Genomic DNA, 17,001 nt, shown 5'->3' on the forward strand with positions numbered 1-17,001 from the left:
TCCACATCGTGGACAGTTCCCGATCCGTACCCGGCGCCCAGGCGATCGCCAGGGCGGCTGCGCTCCTGAGGCTCGTCACCGCGGCGGGAAGCAGCGGGGCGGCGACGACTGAACTCGCAGCGCGCACCGGGCTGACGAGGCCGACGGCCCATCGGCTGCTCACGGCGCTCCGGCGCGAGGGTCTCGTCGATCAGGATGAGGAGTCCGGGCGGTGGATGCCGGGGCCGGAGCTGTACCTCATGGGCAATGTCGCCGCAGCCCGATACGACATCACCGACGTCGCGCGCGACATCGTGCGGTCGCTCGCCGTCCGCACGGAGGAGAGCGCGTTCCTCTCCGTGCGCCGCGGCGACGAGACCGTGTGCCTGCTCAGCGAGCAGGGCAGCTTCCCGATCCGCTCCTTCGTCCTGTCGGAGGGCGTGCGCTTCCCGCTCGGCGTCGCGTCGGCGGGGCTCGCCATCCTCTCCTTCCTGCCGGACCACGATGTGGACGCCTATTTCGAGCGCCACCCGGATCTCGCCGAACGGTGGGGCGAACCGCACGCCGAACCGCGCCTGCGCGCGCGCCTGCGCGAGACGAAGGCCCGCGGCTTCGCCCTCAATCCCGGGCTCATCGTCGAGGGCTCCTACGGGATGGGCGCCGCCGTCTTCACCCGCGAGGGGCACCCGCAGTGGGCGCTGAGCCTCACCGGGGTGCAGTTCCGGTTCGGACCGGACCGCCTCGCGGATCTCGGGCGTACGCTGCTCGCGCACGCCCACCAGCTCACCGCGCGCGTGGCCTCCCGATCGAGTCGCTGATCAGGAGGCGTCTTCGAGCGCGTCGAGCACGGCGCGCGAGACGACTGCGGCGCCGGCATCCGTCATCACGATCGTGTAGTGGTTGAAGCCGTCGATCCGTTCGTGATGGATGCGAGGATGCTGCGGCAGCACCTGCGCGAGCCGCTCGGGCGAGTAGAGCCCGGGCGGCTCCGCGGCGAGACCCCGGGGAACCGTCAGCAGGCGGGCGTCGTGCGCGAGCGCAGCCAATGCGTCCGGCACCACCGTCGTCGTCGTCATGTCGACGTTGTCCTCGGCGACGGTCTCGAACCGCGTCGCGGGGCGCAGCGCACCCGCGCCATCGTCGACGAGGTCGTACGCGAAGTACTCGTCGAGGAGGGGCGACCACGGTCCGTCGAAGGCCGGATGAGCGTGCCAGAAGCCGAGGTAGTCGTCCGTCGTCGCGAACCGCATGGACAGCCGCTCGCCGGTCGGACCGAGGACGTGGGCGACGGTCTCCTCCGGCGTCATCCCCGCGGGCACCTCGAGCGGGATGCCCCCGTCGACGAGCACGAGCTCCGACACTCGCTCCGGGTGCCGCTGCGCGAACACGAGAGCGACGAAGCCGCCCATCGAGTGGCCCACCACCAGGGTCCTATCGACGCCGACTGCGGCGAGGACCGCGGCGAGATCGTCCGCGTGGGCGATCATGCCCGCAGGGCCGGCGACGCCCGCGCTGCGCCCCCGGCCGCGCAGATCCGGGGCGATGAGCCGCACGCCGGGAAGCTGCTCCGCCACCCACGACCACGCGAGGTGCGAAGAGGTCACGCCGTGGATGAGGAGGGCCGTCGGCGCGCCGGGCTCGGCTTCCCACACGGCGACGCGCAGGTCTCCGCCGCGCACCGGGAGGTCGAGGAGTGCAGGCGCCGCCCGCTTCACCGCGCTGTCCATCCGCCGTCCATCGTGTAGGAGGCGCCGGTGACCATGCCGGCGGAATCCGACACGAGCCAGCCCGCGAGCGACGCGACCTCCTCCGGCTCGATGAGCCGTTTGATCGCGGTCTCGGTGAGCATGATCTTCTCGACGACCTCGCCCTCCGGGATGCCGTGCACGACCGCCTGGTCGGCGATCTGCTTCTCGACGAGCGGCGTGCGCACGTAGGCGGGGTTGATGCAGTTGCTCGTGACGCCGTGCGGGCCGCCTTCGAGAGCGGTGACCTTCGACAGGCCCTCCAGCCCGTGCTTGGCGGCGACGTACGCCGACTTGAAGGCGCTGGCGCGCAGCCCGTGCGCGCTCGAGATGTTGACGATGCGCCCCCAGCCGCGCTCGTACATCTTCGGGAGCGCGGCCCGAGTGAGCAGGAACGGGCTTTCCAGCATGAGCCGCAGCATGAAGCGGAACGTGTCGGGCTCGAAGTCGACGATCGGGGCGACGCGCTGGATGCCCGCGTTGTTGACCAGGATGTCGACATCCAGGTCCAGGTCGTCGAGCGCGGTCGTCTCGGCGAGGTCCACGATCCACGGCTCGCCGCCGAGTTCCGACGCCACCGCATCCGCCGCCGCACCGTCCCGATCGGCGATGACGACGTGCGCTCCGCGCCCCGCGAACTCGCGCGCGCAGGCGAGCCCGATGCCGCTCGCACCGCCCGTGACGAGGGCGCGGCGGCCTTGGAGGTCCTGATCGGTCACGATCGTCCGTCTTCCGTGTCGTGCGTCCGCGGAGCGAGCGCGTTGTCGATGAAAAGCATCATGTGGTCGAAGACATCCACCGGCATCTCCGCCGGAGCACGGCCCTCGGCATCCCGATCCCACAGCAGGAACCGCATGCCGATGAGCTCGCCCATGCCCATGAGCGCCCACGCGGTCACGGCGGGATCCAGTCGGCGGTCGACGTCGCCGACCGCCTGCGCGGCGGCGAGCCCTCGCTCGTACCCGTCGACGATGCGCGTGTAGTGCTGACGCAGTGTCTCCGGGGAGACGAACTCGGCCTCGCGCACGACCCGGTACAGGGCGGGGTGCTCGGCGGTGAAGCGGAAGAACCCCGCGAATCCCGCGCGCTCGGCGTCGAGCCTCGAGCCGGCGGCATCCATCTCCTCGGCCATCGCATGCCGGACGCGCTGGTTGAGGTCCAGCACGAGCGACTCGAAGATCGACTGCTTGCTGTCGAAGTACAGGTAGAACGTCCCGAGGCCGATGCCCGCGCGCTCCGTGATCTTCACGATGGACGCCTCGTGGTAGCCCTGCTCCGCGAAGACGGCCTCGGCCGCCTCCAGCAGTCGGCGCCGCGTGGCCTCACCGCGCTTCGTGAGCGGCCGGCCGGTGGCCGGCGACACATTCTCGGTCCCCTCGACGATGTCAGGCGAGATGCTCATGATCGCCCGTTCCCCTCCCCCTCGGACGCCGCAGCGCCTTCTTTCACGAACCCCGCGTCTCGCGTCGCGCGATCGCGCAGCCGCGCTCGCGCCAGCTTGCCGATCCCGGACAGCGGCAGCTCGTCGACCCGCTCGATGCGAACCGGCAGCTTGTAGGCCGCGAGGTGGCGCCGCGCGTGCGCGTACAGCTCGTCGTCGGACGCGGCGGTCCCCGCCCGCAGCACGACGAACGCGACGCCGCGCTCGCCCCACACCGGATCCGGCACCCCGACGACAGCCGCCGCTTCCACCAGCGGGTGGCGGCACAGGGCGCGCTCCACCTCCGCCGGGGCGACGTTCTCCCCACCGGAGATGTAGATGTCCTTCAGCCGATCGACGACGTGGAATCCGCCGTCGGAATCGCGGTGCACGAGGTCGCCGGTGCGCAGCCACTCGCCGCGCATCGCGCGTGCCGTGGCATCCGGGTCACCGAGGTAGCCGGCGAAGACGCTCGGTCCGCGCACCCACAGCTCGCCGGTCGCCTCGTCATCCAGCGGCAGCGTCGTCTCCGGGTCGGCGACCAGGACGTCGACGTGGGGATACGGACGCAGCGCGGTCGCTCGCTGGTCGGGGATCGTGGAGAGCACGTTGGGGCCCGCCTCGGTCAGTCCGTATCCCTGCACGAGACCGACCCCGCGAGCGGCCCACGCGTCGGCCAGCTCGTGCGAGATCGTGGAGCCGCCGACTTGCGCGAGTCGCAGAGACGACAGATCGGATGCGGCGAAGCCGGGGTCGTCGGCGAGGAGACGATACTGCGTCGGCACGGCCATCATCGCCGTCACCCCGCGGTCGGCGATGAGCTGGAGCACGCGCGCGGACTGGAAGGACCGCTCCAGCACGACCGTGGCGCCGACCGCCCACGCGAGCAGCGGCTGCACGTTCCACGCCGCGACGTGGAACTGCGGCAGGACGCACAGCACGACGTCGCGAGAGGTCAGCTGTGCGACCCCCGCGAGCGCGAGGTTGTTCCAGAAGCAGTTGGCGTGCGTGAGCATGACGCCCTTCGCGGCGCTCTCACTGCCGGAGGTGTGGATGACGAGCGCCACGTCGTCGTCGCGGACGGCCCGCGGCTCGCGCCGGGCGGCGGCACGGCGCACATGCGCCTCCACGCCGGTCGCCCCGAGCTCGACGAGCGGAGCCCGGAGGGTTCCGCCGTCCGCCGCGACCGCGCGCACGGCGTCCGCGGCGAGCGTCCCATACTCGTCCTCGTAAAGCACCAGTGCGGGCGACGAGCGCACGAGCAGATCGGCGAGCTCACCGGGCGTCAGCCGCCAGGACAACGGTACGAAGGCGATGCCCGCCGCGGCGCAGGCGAGGAAGGCGACGATGTGATCGATCGAGTTGCCCGACACGGTGCACACGCGGTCGCCGGGACCATATCCCGCGGAACGCAGACGAGCGGTCAGCCGCGCGATGCGGGCGTGGAGGGCGCCATAGGAGATCGTCACTCCGCGGTCGTCGACGGCGATCGCGTCGGCGGACGCTGCGGCGCGGTCGGCGAGCCACCTGCCGAGCGTGTGCGGTTCGTCTCGCGTCGTCACAGCCGCGCCCCCTCCACCGCGTCGATCTCGTCGTCCATGTCGTCCATCGCCTCGGCGGGGGCCGTGACGCTCGTGGTCGTCCGCCGTCGGCGCACGAGGTTCTCGGCGGTGCCCGCGATCCCGCCCGGCAGGAACATGACGACCAGGATGAAGAGTACGCCCAGGAGGAACAGCGGCTCCGACAGCGGCACGCGCAGCACGTCCGGCAGCCCGGCGATGACGTCCGAGCGGGCGAGCACCGTCAGCCGCTGGTCGAGCAGTGTGTACAGCACGCCGCCGACCACGGCACCCCATCGGTAGCCGACGCCGCCGAGGACCACCATGACGAGGATCGTGATGGTGAGATCCGCCGAGACGGCCGACGGCTGCGTCCCCGACTGCAGGAGCATGTACGCGACACCGGCGAGCGCCGCGCATCCCGCCGCGACGACGAACACGATGAGCTTCACGACATACGGACGGAGGCCCAGCACCTGCACCCGGAGCTCGTTCTCCCGCGTCGCCCGCGCGAGGTGGCCGAGGCGCGAGGTGTCGACCCACAGCACGACGAGGTACACGAGCACGACGACGACGAGCGCGAACCAGTAGAGGTTGCGCGTGTTGAGCACGCCGACGAGCCAGTCCGGCACGAGCGCGGCCGGCAGCGACAGCCCCTCCTCGCCGCCGGTGACCCCCTGGTTGCGCCGGACGAGGACCGAACCCGCCTGCGCGAACGCGAGGGTCACCATCGCGAACGGGATGCCGGAGACCCGCATGCTGATCGCTCCCGTGATGAGCGCGATCACGAGCCCGCCGAGGAGTGCGATCAGGATGCCGGGCCACAGCGGCACGTGCAGGTACTGCAGCGCGAGACCCAGCCCGTAGGCGCCGGCGCCGAACGACAGCGCGTGGCCGAAGGACAGCATCCCCGCCGTTCCCAGCATCAGGTTGTAGGAGAGCGCGAGCGCCGCGAACACCATGCACAACGACATGAGCGCGAGGCTGCCGGGCATGTACGTGGCTCCGGGCAGGACGCCCGGCAGCGAGATGTTCAGCAGCGGCAGCAGTGCCAAGACGACCACGACCAGGATGCCGACGATCAGCGGCGCGAACGCCTTCACGCGGTTCATGCGCGCCTCCCGAGAAGTCCGGTCGGTCGCACGAGCAGCACGACCGCGAGCAGCGCCACGGCGATGAAGTCGCCGGTGCCGCCGAGGAAGAAGTTCGCGAACTGCTGGAGGACCGCGACGAGGACGGATGCGATGGCCGCTCCGGCGAGCGAGCCGAGGCCGCCGACGACCGTGACGATGAACGCGAAGATGAGGAGGGTCTGCCCGAGGGTCGAGGAGACGTAGCCGGAGTAGTGCGCGGCGAGGACTCCCCCGATGCCCGCGGCGGCACCGCCGATGGCGAACACGAGGGTGAAGGACGTCCGCACGTCGATGCCGAGCGCGGTCACCATCGCGCGGTTCTCGACGCCCGCGCGGATGATCATCCCGTAGCGGGTGCGCTTGAGGAACAGCACGAGGGCTCCCAGGACGAGCGCCGCCGCGAGGATCAGCACCCAGTACACGTTCGGGATCTTGGCCCCGAGGATGTCCGTCGTCTCCACGAGCCACGCGGGCCCGCGGATGTAGATCGGGTCGGTGCCCCAGATCCCGGAGAAGAGGGCGGTCGCGGCGAACGCGAGGCCCACCGTGACGAGGACCTGCTCGATGTGGCGCTCGTACAGCGGCCGGATGAGGACGAGCTCCGTGAGGGCGGCGAAGACCGCCCCGACGAGCGCGCCCACGACGATGGAGGCGACGAACCCGCCCCAGGATGCCGTGTCCAGTCGCTGCGCCACCGCCCAGCCGATGAGCGCGCTCAGCGTGAGGAAGGCGCCGTGGGCGAAGTTCAGGACGTGCATGAGCCCGTAGATGAGGCTCAGCCCGGAGGCGACGAGGAAGTACAGCGCACCGAGCCCGATGCCGGTGAAGAGGACGAGGACGATGCTGCTCATGCGTGGGCCTCCGCGTGGACGCCGAGAAGGCGGCGGGTGAGCTCGGGATCGTCGAGGAGGTCCGCGGCGCGGCCCGCGTGGGCGACACGCCCGCCGACGATGACGACGGCGTCTCCGGCGAGGCGGCGGACGACCTCGAGGTTCTGTTCGACGAGGAGGATCGGCACGGTGCGCGCGGCCTCCGCGAGCGCATCCGCGACCTCGGTGACGATCTTCGGTGCGAGACCCTTCGTGGGCTCGTCGACGAGCAGGATGCGGTTGTCGTTGAGGAGCGCGCGTGCGACCGACACCATCTGCTGCTGTCCACCGGAGAGCGTGCCCGCGAGCTGGCTGCGGCGGCGCACGAGGTCGGGGAACAGCGCGTCGACGAGTTCGCGGTTCGTGCGCGGACCGCGCTCGGCGAGCGCCAGGTTCTCGGCGACGGTCAGGGTGGCGAAGACCTCGCGGTCCTCCGGCACGTAGCCCACGCCCCGACGGGCGACGCGATGGGGCGGAAGCGCGTCGATGCGCTCGCCGTCGAGGCGGATCTCGCCGGTACGCGGGATGAGGCCCATGATCGCCCGCAGCGTCGAGGTCTTGCCCACGCCGTTGCGGCCGAGGACGGCTGTGATGCCGTGCGCAGGCACGGAGAACGTGACGTCCTCCACGACCTGCTGACCGCCGATGCTCGCCTGCAGATGGGTGACCTCGAGGACGGCGGTCACGCGGCGCTCCCGAGATACGCGCTCTGCACGAGCGGGTTCTCCATGATCCGGCGAGGCTCGTCGAACGCGATGATCGAGCCCGAGTACATCACGGCGACGTTCTCGACGATGCCGAGGAGCACGTCGATGTGGTGCTCCACCATCAGCACGGTGCATCCGGTGCGATCGTGGAGCTCCCGGATGCGGCGGGCGAGGCCCGCGACATCCCCCGACGCCACCCCCGCCATCGGCTCGTCGAGGAGCACCGTCCTCGCGTCGGTCGCGAGAAGCACGGCGATCTCGAGCTTGCGCTTGTCGCCGTGCGAGATGCCGCCCGCGGGCATGTCCGCCACATGTGCGAGGCCGACCTCGGCGAGGGCGTCGCGAGCCCGCGCTGTCGCCGCATCCGTCGCCCGCGGGCGCTGCAGCAGCGCGTAGGGGCGGCCGTGCGCCGCCTGCGAGGCGAGTCGCACATTCTCGAAGACGGTCAGCTTGGGGAACAGGCTCGAGGTCTGGAACGTGCGCCCCAGCCCCGCCCTGGCGCGCTCCGCGACCGGCATCCGGGTGATGTCGACGCCGTCGAGCTCGATCCGGCCGGCGGTCGGCTTGACGATCCCGGAGACGGCGTTGAACAGCGTCGTCTTGCCGGCACCGTTCGGGCCGATCACGCCGACCAGCGAACCTGAGGCCACTTCGAGATCGACGGCGTCGAGGATCGTCGCGCCGCCGATCGTCAGTCCGAGGCCGCTGATGCGCAGCGCGGGCGGGGTGGGGGTGCTCATCGTGTCGTGTGCTCGCCGTCGGTCACTTGGCCGGCGTCTCGGCGGGGGCGACCTCGTCGGCGGGAACGACCTTGACGAGCTTCGGCACGAACGTGCTGCCGGAGGGCTCGAGCTGCACCTGGTACATCTCCTGCAGCAGAGCGTGGTCGGACGCGCGCACGGTCGTCTTCCCCTTGGGTCCGTCGAACGACCAGCCCTCGAGGGCCTTGACCATGGCGTCGACGTCGCCCTTGCCCTTGTCGACCGCGTGCACGAGCATGAGCGCCGCGTTGAAGCCGTCCGGGCTGAACAGATCGGGGGTGCCGCCCTCCTTCTCGATGAGCGAGATCATCTTCTTGTTCACGGCGTGCGTGTTTGCACCGGGGAAGTAATGGTTCAGGAACTTGATCTTGGTGGATGCTTCGCCGTAGGCGCCGAAGGTCGCGGCGTCGCCGAGGCCTGTGACGACGGGGACTCCGTCGAGCACGCCCTGCTGGCTGAGCGCCTGCCACATCGCACCTGTCGTCGCTCCCGCCCACGCGACGAAGACGAGGTCAGGCTTGGCCTGCAGCACCTGCTGGGCGAACGGCGTGAACTCGGTGGCGTCCTCGGGGACCAGGATCGGCGTCACCGTCGCGCCCTTCGCGCCGAGGTTCGCCTTCACCGCCGCGGCGTTGCCCTGTCCGAACGCGTTGTTCTGCGCGAACACCGCGATGTTCTTGCCCGAGACGTCGGTCAGGAAGCTTCCCGCCGTGGCGACGTCCTGCGAGCTCTGCCGGCCGGAACGGAACGTGTGCTTGTTGATGCCCGTCAGGGTGTCCGCGGCGGCCGGCCCCGAGATGAACAGCACCTTGTTCTGGGCGGCCTGCTCCGCGAGCGCCGCCGCGACCCCGGACGAGGCGCTGCCGAGCAGCACGTTCACGCCCTGGCCGACGAGGTCCTTCGCCGCGGTGACGGCGGTGTCGGGGTTGCCGGCGTCATCCCGGTAATCGACGGTGATCTTCGTGCCGCCGACCTCGCCGGTGCCGTCTGTCGCATAGTCGAGCCCTGCCTTGAATCCCGCGAGGTACTCCTTGCCGTAGCCGGCGAGCGGCCCCGTCTCGCTCGTGATCATGCCGACCGTGACGGACGACGGACCCGATTCCGACGGGCCGCTCGCTCCCGGCGCCGTGGGAGCGCACGCGGCGAGGGCCACGGCGGCTGTCGCGACGACCGCGGCGGCGGCCCACTTCTTCGAAACGCGCATCTTCAGCCTTTCACCTTTGGAAGACATTTATGAAACCCGATTCAGGTTCTAGGTTTCAAAGTAGGTGACGCCTCGGACGCTGTCAAACCCTCGGGCTTTCCGAATTACATACCAAAGGTATATACTTTGGGTATGAGCAAGGCAGATGATCTCTACGCGATCGTCAGCGCGGCCCACGCCCTCACCCGCATCGCCGCCGCACAGCGCCAGAACGACGCCCCCGCAGCCCAGTGGCGCGCGCTCAAGGTGCTCGAGCACGAGGGGCCGCAGCGCATCGGCGGCCTCGCCGCCGCGTGCCGGACGACCCAGCCCGGCATGACGCGCCTCGTCGGCCAGCTCGCCGAGGAAGGCCTCGTCACTCGCACGAGCGACCCGGACGACTCGCGCGCCACCGTCGTGACGATCACGGATGCCGGCATCCGCGCCTTCGCGGACTGGAAGGCCGAACTCAGCGCGACCCTCGAACCCCTCTTCGCCGATCTCGGCGACGACGAGTGGGCGGCCCTCTCACAGGCGGCCCGCATCCTCACATCCCGAACCACCCCCCTGGAGGCACCCGCCCGATGAACGCTCCCGCTCCCGCATCCCCCTGGCGTCAGCCGGCCCAGGTCTGGGCCGTCGCCTTCGCCTGCGTCGTCGCCTTCATGGGCATCGGCCTCGTCGACCCGATCCTCCCCGCCATCGCCGAGTCGCTCAATGCGACGCCCGTGCAGACCGAGCTGCTGTTCACGAGCTACCTCGCCATCACCGGCCTCGCGATGCTCGTGACGAGCTGGATCTCGAGCCGCATCGGCGCGAAGGCGACGCTCCTCGTGGGCCTCGCCCTGATCGTCGTGTTCGCGCTCCTGTGCGCCCTGAGCGGCAGCGTCGACGCGATCATCGGATTCCGTGCCGGCTGGGGGCTCGGCAACGCGCTGTTCATCTCGACGGCTCTCGCGACGATCGTGGGAGCCGCCAGCGGCGGCAGCGGTTCCGCGATCGTGCTGTACGAGGCCGCGCTCGGTCTCGGCATCGCGATCGGCCCTCTCCTCGGCGGCCTCCTCGGCGAGGTGAGCTGGCGCGGCCCGTTCTTCGGCGTCGTCGTGCTCATGGCGATCGCCTTCGTCGCCGTCGCCGTGCTGCTGCGCGGCCCTGGCGAGAAGCGCGAGCCGGTGCCGTTCTCGGCACCGTTCAAGGCGCTGCGCATCCCCGCCCTCGCGGTCCTCGCGATCGCCGCCCTCTTCTACAACATCGGCTTCTTCGTCCTGCTGGCGTTCTCACCGTTCCCGCTCGGGTTCAGTGCGATGGGCATCGGTCTCACGTTCTTCGGCTGGGGCGTCGCCCTCGCGATCACGAGCGTCTGGGTCGCCCCGTGGCTGCTGCGGCACTTCCGCCGCACGACCGTGATGCTCTTCGTCCTGCCGCTGCTCGCGATCGACCTCATCGTCGCCGGATTCCTCGTCGCCAGCCAGGTCGCCCTCGTCGTGTGCATCATCGTCGGCGGTCTCCTGCTCGGCGTCATGAACACAGTCCTCACCGAGTCCGTGATGGAGTCGACCGACCTCCCCCGGTCGGTCGCATCGTCGTCGTACTCCGCCGTCCGCTTCCTCGGCGGCGCGGCCGCCCCGCCCATCGCGGCCGCCCTGTGGCACGCGTACGGCCCGACCGTGCCGTACCTGTTCGCCGGCGCGTCCGTCCTCATCGCGACGCTGACGATCGCGATCGGCCGCCGCGCGCTCACCCGCGTGGACGAGCACGAGGCGGACATCGAGGAGGAGGCATCGGCCGTCCTCATCGGCGACGCCGCCTGAGCCGGCTCGTCGTCAGGAGCCCGCATCCGCAAGGGTGCGGGCTCTTCTCATTCCTCGGGGTCCGTGTTGAAGCGCTCCAGCAGATCGGCGAAGCGCGCGACGTCCGCGTCAGGCCACGCGCGCATCCGCTCGTCGATGATCGAGAGCATCGAGTCGTCGCTCCCCTCGAGGAGCGCCGCGCCCCGTGCGGTCACGGACAGCGGCTGCCCCCGGCGAGAGACTGCCGCGCCGTCGGCGTCCGCGACCAGACCGCGCTCGATGAGCCCGGCGAGCTGGCGCGACACGGTGGACCGGTTCAGCTGGAACTGATCGGCGATGTCGATCGCGCGCTCCCCCGGATGTGCGGCGAGGTGCGCGAGAAGCGATTCCTCGACGCGGGACAGCGTCGACCGCGCCTGCCGGCGGACGCTGCCGCGGCGCGCGATCGTGATGAGCGCCGTGTGGACACGGCCGACGACATCGGAGCGGTCCGGGCGCGACATGTCAGCAGCCTAGAACAGTGAGTTTCATAATGCAACACTCTGTTATGATGCATAGTGCAACATAGACCGACCAGAGAGGCATGATGACGACGACCGCACACCCCGTTCCCCTCCCCGAGCTGCGACGCATCCCGGCCGCCGCCCCGGCACGCCGCATGGCTTGGCCCGCCGCCTCCTCGTGGGGTTCGATCGCGCGCCACCTGATGATCCCGCTCTTCCTCGCCCTCGGCATGGCGTTCGCGTACATGGGGGCGTTCCACGCCCCCGCGCCGCACGGGATGCCGGTCGCCGTCGTCGGAAGCGGACCCGAGGCGCAGGTCTTCGCGCAGACGCTCAACGACAAGGGCGACGGAAAGCTCGCCGTGACGACCGTGGCTTCGGAATCCACCGCCCGCCGGCAGATCCTCGACCAGAAGATCGCCGCAGCGTTCCAGGTCGACGCCTCCGGCGCCACCCTCTATGTGTCGCACGCCGCCTCCGAGGCGGGAGCGGCAACGGCGCAGGCGCTGTTCCAGCCGATCGCGTACGACCAGCACCTGCCGCTGCAGGTCGTCGACGTGCGGTCCGGCACCGCGCAGGACCCCGCCGGCCAGTCCCTCTTCTTCCTCCTCATCGCCATCACGGTCGGCGCGTACGCGAGCTCGGTCGCCATCTCGGCGAGCGCGTCGAAGCTCGGTGTCCTGTGGCGGATCGGGATCGGCGCGGCCGTCGGCTTCGTCGTCGCCGCGGCCGCGGTCGTCATCGCCGGCGGCGTCTACCACGCATTGAACGGCAACGAGTGGCTCATCTGGCTGCTCGCCGGCCTCTACGCCTTCGGCATCATCACGATCGGCATCGGCCTGCACCCGTTCCTGCGCGGCTGGACGACCCCGACCCTCACGGCCCTGTTCGTGATGCTCAACGTCACCAGCGCGGGCGGCGTCTACCCGTCCTACCTCGAGCCGGCCTTCTTCGCCGGCCTCACGACCTTCTGGAACGGCGCGGCATGGCTCGACGCGGCGCGCATGCTGACGTATTTCCCCGGCCAGAGCATCGGCTTCGATGCGCTGCGCCTGTCGCTGTGGGCCGTTGCCGGCGTCGCCCTCGTCATCGTCGGCCACCTCGCCACGCGAAGCCGGCGGGTGCTCGCGGACGAGACGATCGCCGCGACCGCGGAAGAGGAGGAGCTGGTCGTCGCCGGCTGAATCGCGGTGGCCGGGAAGGGAATCACCGCGCCGGCCACGAGCCCTGCCAGGGCCTGGGAGAATCGAGAGATGCGCACCACGATCCAGTCGATCCGCACGGCATATGAGGCCGGAGAGCGGTTCGCGATGGTCACCGCCTACGACTACACGAGCGCGCAGTTCGTCGATCGCAGCAGCGTCCCGCTGATCCTCGTGGGCGACTCGCTCGGGATGGTCGTGCAGGGCAACGACTCCACGCTGCCCGTGACGGTCGACGACATGATCTACCACACCCGCATGGTGGTCCGCGGAAACTCGAACGCGCTCGTCGTCGGCGACCTCCCGTTCGGGGTGACCGCCATCGACGACGACGCCGTGCGCGCCGCGGTGCGGCTCATGCAGCAGGGCGGATGCCAGTCGGTCAAGCTCGAAGGCGGAACCTCGGTCGCGGCCCTCATCCGCAGGCTGGTGGACGTCGGCATCCCGGTCATGGGCCACGTGGGCTTCACTCCTCAGTCGGTGCACGCGCTCGGCACGCGCGTACAGGGACGCGACGAGGCGAACGCGCGCCGCATCCTCGAGGACGCGCTCGCCGTCCAGGAGGCGGGCGCCTGGGCGGTCGTGCTCGAGCTCGTTCCGGCGGAGCTCGCGGCCGCGATCACCGAGCGTCTGTCGATCCCGACGATCGGCATCGGCGCGGGAGCGGGATGCAGCGGCCAGGTGCAGGTGTGGCACGACCTCCTCGGGCTGTACGAGGACTTCGTGCCGCGTCACGCGCGCCGGTTCCGCTCCCTCGGCGCAGAGACGGTCGCCGCTCTCGACGAGTACGCGGCCGCGGTGTCCGACGGCTCGTTCCCCGGCCCGGAGAACGCCAGCACGATGGATGCGGCCACCCTCGCGCGCGCCCTGGACGACGAATGACCGCTGCCATCGACCGCGTGGCGCTCATCACCGGCGCGCGCACCGGCATCGGTCTCGCGACCGCGCGCCACCTGGCGCGACGCGGCGCGCACGTCCTCATCGGCGGACGGGATGCGGCGACCCTCCAGCCCGTCGTCGACGCCCTCCGGGCCGACGGCCTCGCCGCCGACGCCTTCCCGGCCGATGTCACCGACCCGGTCGCGCTGGCGGGCGCGTTCGCCCAGGCCGCCGACGCGGGGCTCGTCCCTCGCATCCTCGTCAATAACGTGGGCATGCGCGACCGACGCGGCGTCCGCGAGATGGACACTCCCGGGTTCGCGGCGCTCGTGCAGGCCGACCTCGTCTCCGCCTACGACGTCGTCCGCGGGTTCCTCGCCCTGCACGGCGATCAGCCGGGCGGCTCCATCGTGAACGTGTCGTCGATCGCCGCCTCCATCGGGCGGGCCGGAGACGTCGCGTACGCGGCGGCCAAGGCGGGCCTCGAGGGCATGACCCGATCGCTCGCCGCGGAGCTCGGACCGCAGGGCTACCGCGTCAACGCCGTCGCGCCGGGGACGATCGCGACCGAGGCGAACGACGACCTCATGGTCGATGCCCGCATGTCGGAGGTCGTCCGCACCCGCACGTCCCTCGGCCGCTGGGGGCGCCCCGAGGAGGTCGCGGCGCTCATCGCGTTCCTCGCCTCGGACGAAGCATCCTTCATCACCGGTCAGACCGTCGCGGTCGACGGCGGGCTCACGAAGCTCTTCTGACCCGCCGGGACGGCCATCGACCGTCTGTCAGTCGTCGGAGAGCACAGCGTTGTCGATGAGACGCACGTCCCCGACCCGCGCAGCGACGATCGCCAGCGTGCCCGGAACGATCGCGTCCAGCGGCTCGAACGTCACGGGATCGACGACGGCCCAGTATTCGACCGATGCCCCGGCGTCGGACAGGATGCGGCTCGCCTCGGCCGCGAGCACGGCCGTGTCGGTCTCGCCTTCCGTGACGCGCCGGCGGGCGCCGGCGAGACTCCGGCTGAGGGACAGCGCGGCTTCGCGATCGTCGGCCGAGAGTCGGACGTTGCGGCTCGACAGCGCCAGTCCGTCCGCGTCGCGCACGGTCGGCAGCGAGCGGATCCGGGTCGGCAGATTGAGGTCCGTCGCGAATCGGCGGACGACGGCGACCTGCTGCGCGTCCTTCTGCCCGAAGTAGGCCGTGTCGGCGCCGACAGCAGAGAGCAGCTTCGTCACGACCACGGCGACGCCGTCGAAGTGCGCAGCGCCGCGGGACGCCCCCTCCCAGCGCTCGGTGACGCCGGTGACGTGCACGGAGGTGGAGAAGCCGGCGGGATACATCTCGCCCGCGGACGGTGCGAAGACCGCGGTCGCACCGGCAGAGCGGGCAAGCTCGACATCGCGCTCCTCGGTGCGCGGATATGAGGCGAGATCCGCCGGATCGTTGAACTGCGTCGGATTGACGAAGATCGAGACGACGACCTCGCCGTTCTCGGCGGCCGCCCCTCGGATGAGCTCGAGATGCCCGTCGTGGAGGGCGCCCATCGTCGGGACGAACCCGATCCGCTCCCCCGCGAGCCGCGCCGGCAGGAGCCGCTCGCGCAGCTCGGCGACCGTCCGCACAACGAGGAAACGGCCCCGCTCTGCGGGACCGTTTCCTGTCATGTGCACCCCCTGGGACTCGAACCCAGAACCCACTGATTAAGAGTCAGTTGCTCTGCCGATTGAGCTAGAGGTGCTCGATTCACCGTGAAGTGAACCGAGAGACAACATTACCGGAAGGAGGACGGATGGCGAAATCGGCGCGGGCCCGGGCGTGCCGTGCTCGTCCAGGGTCGCCGATTAGCATGGAGCCGTGACCTCCCCCATCACGCAGCCGCCTGCCGGCGCGCGCCCGGACGGCCTCGCAGCCGACCTCGACCTCGCACTCCGTCTCGCCGACGCCGCGGATGCGGTGTCCATGGCCCGCTTCGACGCACCCGATCTCGACGTGCGCACGAAGGCCGACGCCACCCACGTGACCGAGGCGGACCTCGCCACCGAGCGCGCCATCCGCGCGATCCTCGAAGCCGAGCGGCCGGACGACGGCGTGTTCGGCGAGGAGTTCGGCGCGCAGGGCTCGACCGCCCGTCAGTGGATCATCGATCCCATCGACGGCACCGCGAACTACCTCAAGGGCATCCCGATGTGGGCGACGCTGATCTCGCTCGCGATCGACGGCGTACCCCAGGTCGGCGTGGTCAGCCAGCCCGCCATCGGGCGACGCTGGTGGGGCGCCACGGGTCTCGGCGCGTGGACCTCCACGGAAGCCGAGCCCCGTCGCATCCACGTGTCCGACGTCGACCGCCTCGACGCGGCGAGCGCCAGCTTCCAGAGCATCGCACAATGGGACGAATCGGGGCACCTCGACGCGCTCATCCGCCTCTCGCGCACGGTCTGGCGCGACCGCGGCTACGGGGATGCCTGGCCGTACATGCTGCTCGCCGAGGGTCGCCTCGAGTTCGTCGCCGAGTTCGGCGTCAAGGAGTACGACATCGCCGCGCACGTGCCGATCGTCCGCGAAGCGGGCGGCCGCTTCACGTCTTTCGAGGGAACGGACTCCATCGCCGAACTCTCCTCGCTCGCGACCAACGGCATCCTGCACGACGCCTTCCTCTCGCTCGTGCACGACGGCACGGGAGCGGGCGCGTGAATCGGGGGATGCGGCACGCCGCCGCTTTCGTGATCGCCGCAGCCGCGGCATCCGTCCTCGTCGCGTGCTCGCCCGCGGCACCCGCACCGATCACGACGAACGGTGCGAGCCCGCAGGGTCAGAAGGCGACGCCGTCGGCTCGCCCCACGGCCGTGGGCGCCCCGACGTGCAACGGGATCATCCCCTCGTCGACCGTCAGCTCGTTCGAGGGCGTCGGCTGGACGTCCCAGACAGTCCCGTTCATGATCGGCGATCTCGAGATCACCGGTGGCATCGAGTGCCAGTGGGCGGACTTCTCCACGGCGAGCGACAACATGCAGGTCTTCGGGTGGGCGCCGATCACCGCCGCGCAGGCCAAGACCGCCCGCGACAAGCTCGTGGCCGACGGCTGGCACGTCCTGAAGGACACGAAGGACGGCACGTACGTCACCGAGGACAAGTCAACCGTCGTGGCGCCGGACAGCGACGGCTACGGCACGACCTACCTCTTCGGCGACGGATGGGTGAAGGTCGCCGATACGAAGCAGGGGCTGCTCCTCGTGGACTGGCCGCAATCCTGACCTCCCCTCCAGGCAGCGGG

Annotated in this window: 19 protein-coding genes and 1 tRNA gene; 8 read left to right on the forward strand and 12 right to left on the reverse strand. The window is 70.7% G+C overall.

Annotation, left to right across the window (positions count from 1 at the left end):
- Nucleotides 1–8: 8 nt before the first annotated feature.
- Nucleotides 9–797, forward strand: a complete 789-nt coding sequence (locus QSV35_RS12410) for an IclR family transcriptional regulator (protein WP_286289066.1) — start codon at nt 9–11, stop codon at nt 795–797.
- Here the strand turns inward: QSV35_RS12410 and QSV35_RS12415 are convergent, their stop codons facing one another.
- Genes QSV35_RS12415 through QSV35_RS12455 form a run of 9 tightly spaced genes read right to left on the reverse strand, consistent with a single transcriptional unit; the run spans nt 798 to nt 9,377 of the window.
- The gene (locus QSV35_RS12415) at nt 798–1,706 is read right to left on the reverse strand and encodes an alpha/beta fold hydrolase (protein WP_286289067.1); all 909 of its coding nucleotides are present in this window, start codon (nt 1,704–1,706) and stop codon (nt 798–800) included.
- Nucleotides 1,691–2,443 (reverse strand): 3-hydroxybutyrate dehydrogenase, encoded by a 753-nt coding sequence (locus QSV35_RS12420; protein WP_286289068.1) that lies wholly within the window; start codon nt 2,441–2,443, stop codon nt 1,691–1,693. The genes QSV35_RS12415 and QSV35_RS12420 overlap by 16 nt, the downstream gene beginning before the upstream one ends.
- Entirely contained in the window at nt 2,440–3,126 is a 687-nt protein-coding gene (locus QSV35_RS12425; RefSeq protein ID WP_286289069.1) for a TetR/AcrR family transcriptional regulator, read from the reverse strand. Before QSV35_RS12425 ends, QSV35_RS12420 begins: the two co-directional genes overlap by 4 nt.
- Entirely contained in the window at nt 3,123–4,706 is a 1,584-nt protein-coding gene (locus QSV35_RS12430; protein ID WP_286289070.1) for a class I adenylate-forming enzyme family protein, read from the reverse strand. The genes QSV35_RS12425 and QSV35_RS12430 overlap by 4 nt, the downstream gene beginning before the upstream one ends.
- Nucleotides 4,703–5,815 carry a branched-chain amino acid ABC transporter permease gene (locus QSV35_RS12435; RefSeq protein ID WP_286289071.1) on the reverse strand — a complete coding sequence of 371 codons (1,113 nt, stop codon included), beginning with the start codon at nt 5,813–5,815 and terminating at the stop codon, nt 4,703–4,705. Before QSV35_RS12435 ends, QSV35_RS12430 begins: the two co-directional genes overlap by 4 nt.
- Nucleotides 5,812–6,687 carry a branched-chain amino acid ABC transporter permease gene (locus tag QSV35_RS12440; RefSeq protein ID WP_286289072.1) on the reverse strand — a complete coding sequence of 292 codons (876 nt, stop codon included), beginning with the start codon at nt 6,685–6,687 and terminating at the stop codon, nt 5,812–5,814. The genes QSV35_RS12435 and QSV35_RS12440 overlap by 4 nt, the downstream gene beginning before the upstream one ends.
- On the reverse strand, nt 6,684–7,391 hold the full coding sequence (locus tag QSV35_RS12445) for an ABC transporter ATP-binding protein (RefSeq protein WP_286289073.1): 708 nt from the start codon (nt 7,389–7,391) through the stop codon (nt 6,684–6,686). Before QSV35_RS12445 ends, QSV35_RS12440 begins: the two co-directional genes overlap by 4 nt.
- A complete protein-coding gene (locus QSV35_RS12450; RefSeq protein ID WP_286289074.1) occupies nt 7,388–8,152 on the reverse strand; it encodes an ABC transporter ATP-binding protein in 765 nt (254 codons plus the stop codon). The genes QSV35_RS12445 and QSV35_RS12450 overlap by 4 nt, the downstream gene beginning before the upstream one ends.
- Before the next feature lie 22 nt (nt 8,153–8,174).
- Nucleotides 8,175–9,377 (reverse strand): substrate-binding domain-containing protein, encoded by a 1,203-nt coding sequence (locus QSV35_RS12455; protein WP_286289075.1) that lies wholly within the window; start codon nt 9,375–9,377, stop codon nt 8,175–8,177.
- 132 nt (nt 9,378–9,509) lie between these two features.
- On the opposite strand from QSV35_RS12455, the gene QSV35_RS12460 reads away from it, so the two are divergent.
- Nucleotides 9,510–9,944, forward strand: a complete 435-nt coding sequence (locus QSV35_RS12460) for a MarR family winged helix-turn-helix transcriptional regulator (RefSeq protein ID WP_286289076.1) — start codon at nt 9,510–9,512, stop codon at nt 9,942–9,944.
- Nucleotides 9,941–11,167 (forward strand): MFS transporter, encoded by a 1,227-nt coding sequence (locus QSV35_RS12465; RefSeq protein ID WP_286289077.1) that lies wholly within the window; start codon nt 9,941–9,943, stop codon nt 11,165–11,167. Before QSV35_RS12460 ends, QSV35_RS12465 begins: the two co-directional genes overlap by 4 nt.
- A gap of 47 nt (nt 11,168–11,214) precedes the next feature.
- Here QSV35_RS12465 and QSV35_RS12470 read toward each other — a convergent pair whose 3' ends face one another.
- Nucleotides 11,215–11,649, reverse strand: a complete 435-nt coding sequence (locus QSV35_RS12470; RefSeq protein ID WP_286289078.1) for a MarR family winged helix-turn-helix transcriptional regulator — start codon at nt 11,647–11,649, stop codon at nt 11,215–11,217.
- 83 nt (nt 11,650–11,732) lie between these two features.
- Between QSV35_RS12470 and QSV35_RS12475 the strand changes: the two genes are divergently transcribed.
- The 3 genes from QSV35_RS12475 (at nt 11,733) to QSV35_RS12485 (ending at nt 14,485) form a co-directional block, all read left to right on the forward strand.
- A complete protein-coding gene (locus QSV35_RS12475) occupies nt 11,733–12,833 on the forward strand; it encodes a hypothetical protein (protein ID WP_286289079.1) in 1,101 nt (366 codons plus the stop codon).
- 69 nt (nt 12,834–12,902) lie between these two features.
- Nucleotides 12,903–13,733 carry a 3-methyl-2-oxobutanoate hydroxymethyltransferase gene (gene panB / locus QSV35_RS12480; RefSeq protein WP_286289080.1) on the forward strand — a complete coding sequence of 277 codons (831 nt, stop codon included), beginning with the start codon at nt 12,903–12,905 and terminating at the stop codon, nt 13,731–13,733.
- Nucleotides 13,730–14,485: an SDR family oxidoreductase gene (locus tag QSV35_RS12485; RefSeq protein ID WP_286289081.1), complete on the forward strand. Its 756-nt coding sequence runs from the start codon at nt 13,730–13,732 to the stop codon at nt 14,483–14,485. Before panB ends, QSV35_RS12485 begins: the two co-directional genes overlap by 4 nt.
- A 27-nt stretch (nt 14,486–14,512) precedes the next feature.
- Here QSV35_RS12485 and panC read toward each other — a convergent pair whose 3' ends face one another.
- A complete protein-coding gene (gene panC, locus QSV35_RS12490; RefSeq protein WP_286289082.1) occupies nt 14,513–15,394 on the reverse strand; it encodes a pantoate--beta-alanine ligase in 882 nt (293 codons plus the stop codon).
- Nucleotide 15,395: 1 nt separating this feature from the next.
- Nucleotides 15,396–15,468 (reverse strand) — tRNA-Lys (locus tag QSV35_RS12495).
- A 116-nt stretch (nt 15,469–15,584) separates the two neighbouring features.
- Here QSV35_RS12495 and QSV35_RS12500 point away from each other — a divergent pair.
- Nucleotides 15,585–16,421, forward strand: a complete 837-nt coding sequence (locus tag QSV35_RS12500; protein ID WP_286289083.1) for an inositol monophosphatase family protein — start codon at nt 15,585–15,587, stop codon at nt 16,419–16,421.
- Between the two features lie 8 nt (nt 16,422–16,429).
- Nucleotides 16,430–16,981 (forward strand): hypothetical protein, encoded by a 552-nt coding sequence (locus tag QSV35_RS12505; protein ID WP_286289084.1) that lies wholly within the window; start codon nt 16,430–16,432, stop codon nt 16,979–16,981.
- Nucleotides 16,982–17,001: the final 20 nt, after the last annotated feature.

Source organism: Microbacterium candidum (genome assembly GCF_030315975.1).
GTDB lineage: Bacteria > Actinomycetota > Actinomycetes > Actinomycetales > Microbacteriaceae > Microbacterium > Microbacterium candidum.

Excerpts from the sequence above, each read along its gene's own strand:
- QSV35_RS12415 (WP_286289067.1), bottom strand. The coding sequence starts at position 1,706 with ATGGACAGCGCGGTGAAGCGGGCGGCGCCTGCACTCCTCGACCTCCCG.
- QSV35_RS12425 (WP_286289069.1), bottom strand. The coding sequence starts at position 3,126 with ATGAGCATCTCGCCTGACATCGTCGAGGGGACCGAGAATGTGTCGCCG.
- QSV35_RS12435 (WP_286289071.1), bottom strand. The coding sequence starts at position 5,815 with ATGAACCGCGTGAAGGCGTTCGCGCCGCTGATCGTCGGCATCCTGGTC.
- QSV35_RS12440 (WP_286289072.1), bottom strand. The coding sequence starts at position 6,687 with ATGAGCAGCATCGTCCTCGTCCTCTTCACCGGCATCGGGCTCGGTGCG.
- QSV35_RS12450 (WP_286289074.1), bottom strand. The coding sequence starts at position 8,152 with ATGAGCACCCCCACCCCGCCCGCGCTGCGCATCAGCGGCCTCGGACTG.
- QSV35_RS12455 (WP_286289075.1), bottom strand. The coding sequence starts at position 9,377 with ATGCGCGTTTCGAAGAAGTGGGCCGCCGCCGCGGTCGTCGCGACAGCC.
- QSV35_RS12460 (WP_286289076.1), top strand. The coding sequence starts at position 9,510 with ATGAGCAAGGCAGATGATCTCTACGCGATCGTCAGCGCGGCCCACGCC.
- QSV35_RS12465 (WP_286289077.1), top strand. The coding sequence starts at position 9,941 with ATGAACGCTCCCGCTCCCGCATCCCCCTGGCGTCAGCCGGCCCAGGTC.
- QSV35_RS12470 (WP_286289078.1), bottom strand. The coding sequence starts at position 11,649 with ATGTCGCGCCCGGACCGCTCCGATGTCGTCGGCCGTGTCCACACGGCG.
- QSV35_RS12475 (WP_286289079.1), top strand. The coding sequence starts at position 11,733 with ATGACGACGACCGCACACCCCGTTCCCCTCCCCGAGCTGCGACGCATC.
- panB (WP_286289080.1), top strand. The coding sequence starts at position 12,903 with ATGCGCACCACGATCCAGTCGATCCGCACGGCATATGAGGCCGGAGAG.
- QSV35_RS12485 (WP_286289081.1), top strand. The coding sequence starts at position 13,730 with ATGACCGCTGCCATCGACCGCGTGGCGCTCATCACCGGCGCGCGCACC.
- panC (WP_286289082.1), bottom strand. The coding sequence starts at position 15,394 with ATGACAGGAAACGGTCCCGCAGAGCGGGGCCGTTTCCTCGTTGTGCGG.
- QSV35_RS12505 (WP_286289084.1), top strand. The coding sequence starts at position 16,430 with ATGCGGCACGCCGCCGCTTTCGTGATCGCCGCAGCCGCGGCATCCGTC.